The sequence below is a fragment of the Streptomyces sp. JHA26 genome (genome assembly GCF_002005565.1).
Lineage (GTDB): Bacteria > Actinomycetota > Actinomycetes > Streptomycetales > Streptomycetaceae > Streptomyces.
The window spans coordinates 282,101-291,049 of the sequence record NZ_BDJC01000001.1 but is presented as its reverse complement, the minus strand read 5'-3'; the positions used below and the strand labels follow the sequence as shown (position 1 = coordinate 291,049).

Below are 8,949 nucleotides of genomic sequence, written 5' to 3'. Positions count from 1 at the left end.
CACCCCGCTGGTGCGCAAGCTCGCCGCCGAGAACGGCGTCGACCTGTCCACCGTCAAGGGCACCGGCGTCGGCGGCCGCATCCGCAAGCAGGACGTCACCGCCGCCGCCGAGGCCGCGAAGGCCGCCGCTCCGGCTCCGGCCGCCGCTGCCGCCGCGCCCGCCGCGAAGAAGGCCCCCACCCTGGAGGCCTCCCCGCTGCGCGGCCAGACCGTCAAGATGCCCCGCATCCGCAAGGTCATCGGCGACAACATGGTCAAGGCGCTGCACGAGCAGGCCCAGCTGTCGTCGGTCGTCGAGGTCGACGTCACCCGCCTGATGAAGCTGCGTGCCCGGGCGAAGGACTCCTTCGCGGCGCGCGAGGGCGTCAAGCTCTCCCCGATGCCGTTCTTCGTCAAGGCCGCGGCCCAGGCGCTGAAGGCCCACCCGGCCGTCAACGCCAAGATCAACGAGGCCGAGGGGACCATCACCTACTTCGACACCGAGCACGTCGGTATCGCGGTGGACTCCGAGAAGGGCCTGATGACCCCGGTCATCAAGAACGCCGGTGACCTCAACATCGCCGGCATCGCCAAGGCCACGGCCGAGCTGGCGGGCAAGGTCCGCGCCAACAAGATCACCCCGGACGAGCTGTCCGGCGCGACCTTCACCATCAGCAACACCGGTTCGCGCGGCGCGCTGTTCGACACGATCATCGTGCCGCCGGGCCAGGTCGCCATCCTCGGCATCGGTGCCACGGTCAAGCGTCCGGCCGTCATCGAGACGGAGGAGGGCACGGTCATCGGCGTCCGCGACATGACGTACCTGACCCTGTCCTACGACCACCGCCTGGTGGACGGCGCCGACGCCGCCCGTTACCTGACGGCGGTCAAGGCAATCCTGGAGGCGGGCGAGTTCGAGGTCGAGCTCGGCCTGTAATTCCCCTGCCAGTGGGCCCCCACGGTGCCCCCGCCCGGAGCTTCCCGGGCGGGGGCACCGTCGCGTTCCGGCGGCGGCACGCTGTGTAAGTCTCGTCTCACCTGCGTAAAAGCGCCCCCGTGCGCCCCTCCCGCCCGGCGTGACGGCCGTATTGTCTAAACGTCGAACGCCCCAGGGGGCCGAAAGGGGCCCTTCCCGAAGGAGCTCTCATGACCGCGCCCGTCGTCCACTCGCTGCGCGAACAGATCCGCGAGCACATCCTGGAAGGGATCATCAGTGGACGCTGGCAGCCGGGCGAGCGGATCGTGGAGCGGCGGATCGCCACCGAGCTGGAGGTCAGCCAGACCCCGGTGCGGGAGGCGCTGCGCGAGCTGGAGTCGCTGCGGCTGATCGAGTCGGCGCCGAACAAGGGCGTGCGGGTGCGCAATCTGACCGCCGCCGACCTGGAGGAGAGCTACCCGGTCCGGGCGGGCCTGGAGGCCATCGCGGCGGAACTGGCGGCGGAGCGGCTCGCCGAGGACTGCTCGGTCCTGGAACCGCACGTGGCCGCGCTCTACGAGGCCGACCGGGTGGCCGACGGGACGGCCCAGGTGCGGCACACGGTGGGCTTCCACCGGGAGCTGGTGCGGGCGGCCGGCAACTCGGTGCTGCTGCACACGTGGGAGGGGCTGGGCATCGAGGTGTTCACGGCGCTGTCGATACGGTGGCTGGGGACGGTGCAGCAGTCGTACGCGGAGGAGCACGAGGAGCTGGTCGCGGCGTTCCGTCGCCGCGACCCGCGGATCGCCGACCTGGTCAAGTCCCACGTCCTGGGCTGCGCACCCCGCGCCTGACGACTCCGGGGCCGTGCCCCCCGGGAGGGGCGTGGGCGGCACCCGTGCGCGGCTCCGCCGCGCGGGCGCGATCGGCCACGGCGCACCGGCGGCCGCCGCATCACCGAACCACCCGAGCTCCCCCGCGCTCACCTGCACGAACGCCCGCCAGGACAGTCACCCCGTGCCACCGCCGGAGGCACCCCGTGCCGACTTTCTCGGGATCGAGAGGTTTTGCCCCTCAACCCTTTGATCGATCATCGATCAGGGAGTTACAGTCACCGACGGGCTTGCACCCCAAGCTCCAGCCCTGTCCTGCCAAAGACCTAGGGCACCCCCGAACCCTTGACTTGAGGGAACCCCCTTCGACTGAGGAAGGCGGCGACATGACCGACCCCAACGCCATCCAGCCGAGCGAGCTCGACCAGCTCCCGGACCGCGACCCCGAGGAGACCGCCGAGTGGCAGGCCTCCCTGGACGCCGTCACCCAGGCGGCCGGGCCGCACCGTGCCGCGTACCTGATGCGCCGCACGCTGGAGCGCGCCGAGGGCGCCGGCATCGCCCTGCCGAAGCTCCTCGAGACGGACTACGTCAACACCATCCCCACCTCCGCCGAGCCCACCGTGGACGGCGACGAGGAGATGGAGCAGCGGATCACCGCCTGGAACCGCTGGAACGCGGCGGCGATGGTGACCCGCGGCAGCAAGTACGGCGTCGGCGGCCACATCGCCACCTTCGCCTCCGCGGCCTGGCTGTACGAGACCGGCTTCAACCACTTCTTCAAGGGCAAGGAGGGTGACGGCTCCGGCGACCAGCTCTACGTCCAGGGCCACGCCTCCCCCGGCATCTACGCCCGCGCCTTCCTCGACGGCCGCCTGTCCGAGGAGCAGCTGGACAACTTCCGCCGCGAGGCCGGCGGCAACGGCCTGCCGTCCTACCCGCACCCGCGCCGCCTGCCCTGGCTGTGGGAGTTCCCCACCGTCTCCATGGGCCTCGGCCCGATCTCCGCGATCTACCAGGCGCGGTTCAACCGCTACCTGACCAGCCGCGGCATCAAGGACCTGACGAACTCCCACGTGTGGGCGTTCCTCGGCGACGGCGAGATGGACGAGCCCGAGTCCACCACCGCGCTCACCCTCGCCTCCCGCGAGGGCCTGGACAACCTGACCTTCGTCATCAACTGCAACCTGCAGCGCCTCGACGGTCCGGTCCGCGCCAACTTCAAGATCGTGCAGGAGCTGGAGGCCCAGTTCCGCGGCGCCGGCTGGAACGTGGTCAAGTCGCTGTGGGGCACGGCCTGGGACGAGCTGTTCCAGCTCGACACCACCGGCGCGCTCGTACGCCGGCTGCGCGAGGTACCGGACGCCCAGGTCCAGACGTACCAGACGCGCGACGCCGCCTACATCCGCGAGGACTTCTTCGGCAAGGACCCGGCGCTCGTCGAGATGGCGAAACTGCTGAGCGACGACAAGATCCTCGAGTGCTTCCACTACTCGCGCGGCGGCCACGAGTCCCGCAAGGTCTACGCCGCGTACAGGGCCGCGCTCGCCCACAAGGGCGCGCCGACCGTGATCCTGGCCCAGACGGTCAAGGGCCACACCCTCGGCAAGGGCTTCGCGTCCAAGAACGCCAACCACCAGATGAAGAAGCTCTCGGTGGACGAGTTCAAGGACATGCGCGACCTGCTCGGTCTGCCGATCGCGGACAGCGCCTTCGTCGACGGCGTGGTCCCCTACGGCCACCCGGGCGCCGACTCCCCCGAGGTCCGCTACCTCCAGGAGCGCCGCGCCGCCCTCGGCGGTCCGGCCCCGGCCCGCCGCGTGCACCCGCTGGCGCCGCTGCCCGCGCCCGCCGACAAGGCGTTCGCGTCCTTCGACAAGGGCTCCGGCTCGCAGAACGTGGCCACCACCATGGCCTTCGTCCGCCTGGTCAAGGACCTGGTCCGCGACAAGGAGACCGGCAAGCGCTGGGTGCCGATCGTCCCCGACGAGGCGCGCACCTTCGGCATGGAGTCGCTCTTCCCGTCCCTGGGCATCTACTCCCCCAAGGGCCAGACGTACGAGCCGGTCGACCGCGACCAGCTGATGTACTACAAGGAAGCCACGAACGGCCAGATCCTCAACGAGGGCATCACCGAGGCCGGTTCGATGGCCGACTTCATCGCCGCTTCGACGTCGTACGCGACGCACGGCGAGGCGATGATCCCGTTCTACATCTTCTACTCGATGTTCGGCTGGCAGCGCACGGCCGACCAGATGTGGCAGCTCGGCGACCAGCTCGGCCGCGGCTTCCTGGTCGGCGCCACGGCCGGCCGGACCACGCTGACCGGTGAGGGCCTGCAGCACGCGGACGGCCACTCCCCCGCGATCGCGGCGACCAACCCGGCCGCGCTGTCGTACGACCCGGCGTTCGCGTACGAGATCGCGACGATCGTCAAGGACGGTCTGCGCCGCATGTACGGCGAGACGGCCCCGGGCGAGGACCCGAACGTCTTCTACTACCTGACCGTCTACAACGAGCCGCTGCCGCAGCCGGCCAAGCCGTCGGCCCCCGGCGTCGACGAGGGCATCGTCAAGGGCCTGTACCGCTTCAACACGGCGGAGTCGGCGGGGCTGACCCCGACGGCGAACGCCCCGCGGATCCAGCTGCTCGGCTCGGGCACGGCGATCCACTGGACGCTCCAGGCGCAGAGGATGCTCGCCGAGGAGTGGGGCGTGGCCGCCGACGTGTGGTCCGCGACCTCCTGGACCGAGCTGCGCCGGGACGCGCTGGAGGCCGACGCGGCGCTGCTGCGCGGCGAGGAGCGGGTGCCGTACGTCCGTCAGGCGCTCCAGGGTGCCGAGGGCCCGGTGCTGGCCGTCTCCGACTACATGCGCCAGGTCCCGGACCAGATCGCGCAGTGGGTCGAGCAGGACTGGTCCTCGCTGGGCACCGACGGCTTCGGTCTGTCGGACACCCGTGAGGCCGCCCGCCGTCACTTCGGCGTCGACGCCGAGTCCATCGTGGTCGCGGCCCTGGCCCAGCTCGCCAGGCGCGGCGAGGTCCAGGCGACGGCCGTGAAGGAGGCGCGCGAGCGCTACGGCCTGTGAGGCTCTGGCCTGTGAGGCTCTGACCTGTGAGGAGGCCCCCGCCCCGGCGGGGGCCTCCTGCATGATGTGGGCATGCGCGCTGCCCGCCTCATCAAGATGCTGCTGTTGCTCCAGTCCCGTCCGTCGATGACCGCCGCCGAGCTGGCCCAGGAGCTGGAGGTGTCGGAGCGGACCGTGACGCGGGACGCGCAGGCGCTGTCGGAGGCGGGCGTGCCGGTGTACGCGGAGCGGGGCCGGGCCGGGGGGTACCGGCTGATCGGCGGGTACCGGACGCGGCTGACGGGGCTGGCCCGGTCCGAGGCGGAGGCGCTGTTCCTGTCCGGGGTGCCGGAGGCGCTGCGCGAGATGGGGCTCCAGGACGCGGCGTCGGCGGCCCGGCTGAAGGTGTCGGCCGCGCTGCTGCCCTCGCTGCGGGACGCCTCCCGTACGGCGGCCCAGCGGTTCCACCTGGACGCGCCGAACTGGTTCCGGGAGCCGGAGACGCCCGAGCTGCTGCCGGCGGTCGCGGACGCGGTGTGGGACGACCGGCGGCTCGCCGCGCGTTACCGGCGCGGGGAGGAGGAGGTCGTCCGGGAGCTGGAGCCGTACGGGCTCGTGCTGAAGGCGGGGGTCTGGTACCTGTGCGCGCGGGTGCCGGACGGTGGCTCGTTCCGGGTGTACCGGATCGACCGGTTCACGGCGGTGGAGCCGGGCGGGGAGCGGTTCGCGCGGGACCAGGAGTTCGACCTGCCCGCGTTCTGGGCGGAGCGGGCCGAGCAGTTCGCGCGCTCGATCCTGCGCACCGAGGTCGTGGTGCGGCTGTCCCCGCGGGGGCTGCGCGCGCTGCCGCACGCCGTCGAGGCGCTGTCCGCCCGTCAGGCCCTGGAGACCGCCGGCGCGCCGGACGCGGACGGGTGGGTGACGGTGACCCTGCCGGTGGAGTCCGAGGAGGTCGCCCACGGCCAGCTGAGGGCGCTCGGGCCGGAGGCGGAGGTGCTGGCGCCCGGGGACCTGCGCGAACGCTTCGCCCGGGACGCCCGGGGGCTCGCCGCGCTGTACGGGGAGGAGACCCGGCCGGCCCGGCGGCCCACCGGGGCGTGACGGCCCGCTCCGCTCCACGTGCGTCGCGTCCCTCCAGGGCCGATGCTGGAGCCGTGATGGACGAGACGGAGTTCTGGGAGCTGATCGACACCGCCCGGCGGGACGCCGGCGGCGATCCCGAGGAACAGGCCGACCTGCTTCTGGAGCGGCTCCTCGGGCTGGACCCGGACCTCGTCCTGGACTTCGCCCGCCACTTCGAGGCCCGCTACAACCGGGCCTGCACGTGGGACCTGTGGGGTGCCGCGTGGGTGCTGCTCGGCGGGGCGAGCGACGACGCCTTCGACTACTTCCGGTGCTGGCTGATCGGCCAGGGCCGCGAGGTGTACGAGGGCGCGGTGCACGACCCCGACGCGCTCGCCGAGCTGCTGGACGACTTCGACGAGGAGCTGGACGGCGACGGGGAGGAGCTGGGCTACGCGGCCGACGAGGCCTACGAGCAGCTCACCGGCACCGTCGCCCCCGACCTCGGCATCGCTCCCGCGCCGGCGGAACCGCTGGGCGCCCCGATCGACCTGGAGGACGACCGGGCCGTCGCCGAGCGGCTGCCGAGGCTGTGGGAGCGTTTCCGGGAGCGCTGAGGCACCCCGGCCGTCCGGGCGGTGCGGCGGCCCCGTGTACGGCCCGGGCGGTGCGGCGGCCCCGCGCACGGCCGGGTCAGCCGGTCCGGCCCTGGAGGCGGGCGGCGAGGTCCCTGATGTGCGGGAGGCGGGCGGCGAGGGCCTCGCCCGGGCAGCTGGTCCGGTAGCCGTCCCCGTGCCCCGCGACGGCGGGCAGGGTGGCGGTGCTGCCGGCGGCGTACCGGCTGAGGCCGTTGCTGGAGACCAGGCGGACCGTCCCGCGCGGGTCGGTGTCGGTCGGGCCCAGCTTCCAGGCGGCCAGCGCGGCGATCGCGTCGGTCAGCGCGTCCGGTACGGGGACGCCGGCGGTGAAGGTGCCGAGGGCGGCGATGCCGGTGGTGCGGTGGTTGAAGCCCTGGGTGTGGGCGCCGGTGACGGGGCGGTCGATGCCGCCGGCGCGGCCTTCGTAGACGGTGCCGCAGCGGTCGACGACGAAGTTGTAGCCGATGTCGTCCCAGTCCCGCGCGCCGGTCTGGCCCGTGTAGACGCCGCGGAGGATGGCCGGCACGTCGGCGCAGTCGTAGTCGTTCGGCGTGTCGGTGTGGTGGACGAAGACGGCGCGGACCTCGTCGTCGTAGCGCGGGGCCGGCTGGGCGCGGGCGTCGTCGCCCAGCCAGACCGAGCGGGGCACGACGGGCGGCCGCGGCGCGGTGTGCCGGTGGACGGCGCCGGGCGTGGCCGGGCGGGCGCCCGGCTCGGCGCCCCGTTCCTCGTCGCCCGCGCACAGCGTCAGCGCCACGACGACGGCGAGGCCGGGCAGGCAGCCGAGCAGCGCCCGGGCCGGGACCGGTACGCGGTCCGCACGCCGTTCCCGCGGGCCGCGCGGACCTCGGAAGACACGCATGGTCCCACTGTCCGGCGGATCCGGTCCGTCCGCGACGCGAGCCGTGCCGGCCGGCGGATCCGCCCCGCGGTGCCGGTCCTCAGTGCAGCGGCTGTCCCATCAGCACGTCGTCGACGTACCGGCCGTCGAGGAGGAACTCCTCCGGCTGGACGCCCTCCACGGTGAAGCCCTCGGACTCGTAGAGCCTGCGGGCCGCGGTGTTGTGGCCGAGGACGCGCAGGGTGATGCGGCGGGAGCCCCGGCGGCGGGCCTCCTCGACGGCGGCGCGGACGAGGGCCCGGCCGACGCCGTTGCCGCGGGCCGCGTCGGCGACGACGAGGCCGCGGATCTGGCGCACGTGGCTGTTGGAGGCCAGGGACGTGGGGAAGCCGAGGCGGACGTAGCCGACGAGGGTGCCGTCGAGTTCGGCGACGAGGTGGTCGGCGGGGCCCGCGTGCTCCCGGAAGAAGGGGTCGTCCGGCCCCGGCGGGGGCGAGACGGCGTGCTGGTACGACCAGGCCGTGCGGTCGAGCAGGCGCAGCGGCCGCTCGTCCTCGGGCCGGGCGCGGCGTATGTGCGGAACGGGCATGGCGGTCACTGTACGGCGCGTGTCCGCGGTCCGGATCGCGGTTCCCCGACGGTCCCGGGCAGGATGGGCGCATGGACTCGGAACGTTCCCGTATCGCGGTGGCCGGCGCGTCCGGTCTCATCGGCAGCGCACTGGTGCGGTCCCTGACCGCGGACGGCCACGAGGTGGTGCGCCTGGTGCGCCACGCACCGCGGGGCGCGGACGAGGTCCGGTGGGACCCCGCCGCCGGGCGTGTGGACGCGGCCGGGCTCGAGGGGTGCGACGCCGTGGTCAACCTGGCCGGTGCGGGGGTGGGCGACCACCGCTGGAGCGAGGCGTACAAGGCGCGGATCCGTGACAGCCGGGTGCGGGGCACGAGGGCGCTCGCCGAGGCCGTCGCCTCGCTGGAGCGGCCGGTGCGGGTCTTCGTGAACGGCAGCGCGATCGGCTTCTACGGGGAGACCGGCGGGCGGCCCGTCGACGAGAGCGCGCCCGCGGGCGAGGGTTTCCTGCCGTCGGTGTGCGTGGAGTGGGAGGGCGCGGCGGCGCCCGCCCGGGATGCGGGCGTGCGGACGGTGTTCGCCCGGACCGGGCTGGTCGTCGCCCGGCACGGCGGTGCCTGGGGGCGGCTCTTCCCGCTCTTCCGGGCGGGGCTCGGCGGGCGGCTGGGCGACGGGTCGCAGTACTGGTCGTTCGTGGCGCTGCACGACGAGGTGGCGGCGCTGCGGCACCTCCTGGACCAGGACGACCTGTCCGGGCCCTTCAACCTCACCGCCCCGCACCCGCGGACGAACCGTGAGATCACCGCGGCGATGGGGCGGGTGCTGCACCGGCCGACGCCGTTCGCCGTGCCCGCGCCGGTGCTGCGGGCCGTGCTCGGCGAGATGTCCGGCGACGTCCTGGGCAGCGCCCGCGTGCTGCCGGCCCGCCTCCTGGAGTCGGGGTTCCGTTTCGCGTTCCCGGAGATCGACGGGGCGATCCGGGCGGCGCTGTGAGGCGGGGCCCGTCCCGGGCCCCGGTGACCGTTCTGCGACCGAACGGCGC

8 protein-coding genes are annotated in these 8,949 nt (G+C 73.6%); 6 read left to right on the top strand and 2 right to left on the bottom strand.

What is annotated here, in order from left to right; genetic code table 11:
* From sucB to JHAT_RS01330, 5 genes are all read left to right on the top strand, one after another.
* The coding region (gene sucB, locus JHAT_RS01350) for a 2-oxoglutarate dehydrogenase, E2 component, dihydrolipoamide succinyltransferase (protein ID WP_077796147.1) at positions 1-916 on the top strand (916 nt) is incomplete at its 5' end.
* Positions 917-1,125: 209 nt separating this feature from the next.
* Positions 1,126-1,749: a GntR family transcriptional regulator gene (locus tag JHAT_RS01345; RefSeq protein ID WP_077796122.1), complete on the top strand. Its 624-nt coding sequence runs from the start codon at positions 1,126-1,128 to the stop codon at positions 1,747-1,749.
* A gap of 365 nt (positions 1,750-2,114) precedes the next feature.
* Positions 2,115-4,817, top strand: a complete 2,703-nt coding sequence (gene aceE, locus JHAT_RS01340; RefSeq protein WP_077796121.1) for a pyruvate dehydrogenase (acetyl-transferring), homodimeric type — start codon at positions 2,115-2,117, stop codon at positions 4,815-4,817.
* Positions 4,818-4,889: 72 nt separating this feature from the next.
* Positions 4,890-5,897 carry a YafY family protein gene (locus JHAT_RS01335; RefSeq protein WP_077796146.1) on the top strand — a complete coding sequence of 336 codons (1,008 nt, stop codon included), beginning with the start codon at positions 4,890-4,892 and terminating at the stop codon, positions 5,895-5,897.
* Between the two features lie 56 nt (positions 5,898-5,953).
* Positions 5,954-6,475, top strand: coding sequence for a DUF4240 domain-containing protein (locus JHAT_RS01330; RefSeq protein WP_077796120.1), 522 nt, complete (start codon positions 5,954-5,956; stop codon positions 6,473-6,475).
* Positions 6,476-6,551: 76 nt separating this feature from the next.
* Here JHAT_RS01330 and JHAT_RS01325 read toward each other — a convergent pair whose 3' ends face one another.
* A complete protein-coding gene (locus JHAT_RS01325) occupies positions 6,552-7,358 on the bottom strand; it encodes a peptidoglycan recognition protein (RefSeq protein WP_077796119.1) in 807 nt (268 codons plus the stop codon).
* Between the two features lie 79 nt (positions 7,359-7,437).
* On the bottom strand, positions 7,438-7,926 hold the full coding sequence (locus JHAT_RS01320) for a GNAT family N-acetyltransferase (protein ID WP_171990688.1): 489 nt from the start codon (positions 7,924-7,926) through the stop codon (positions 7,438-7,440).
* Between the two features lie 71 nt (positions 7,927-7,997).
* On the opposite strand from JHAT_RS01320, the gene JHAT_RS01315 reads away from it, so the two are divergent.
* Positions 7,998-8,900, top strand: a complete 903-nt coding sequence (locus JHAT_RS01315) for a TIGR01777 family oxidoreductase (protein ID WP_077796117.1) — start codon at positions 7,998-8,000, stop codon at positions 8,898-8,900.
* Positions 8,901-8,949 lie beyond the last annotated feature (49 nt).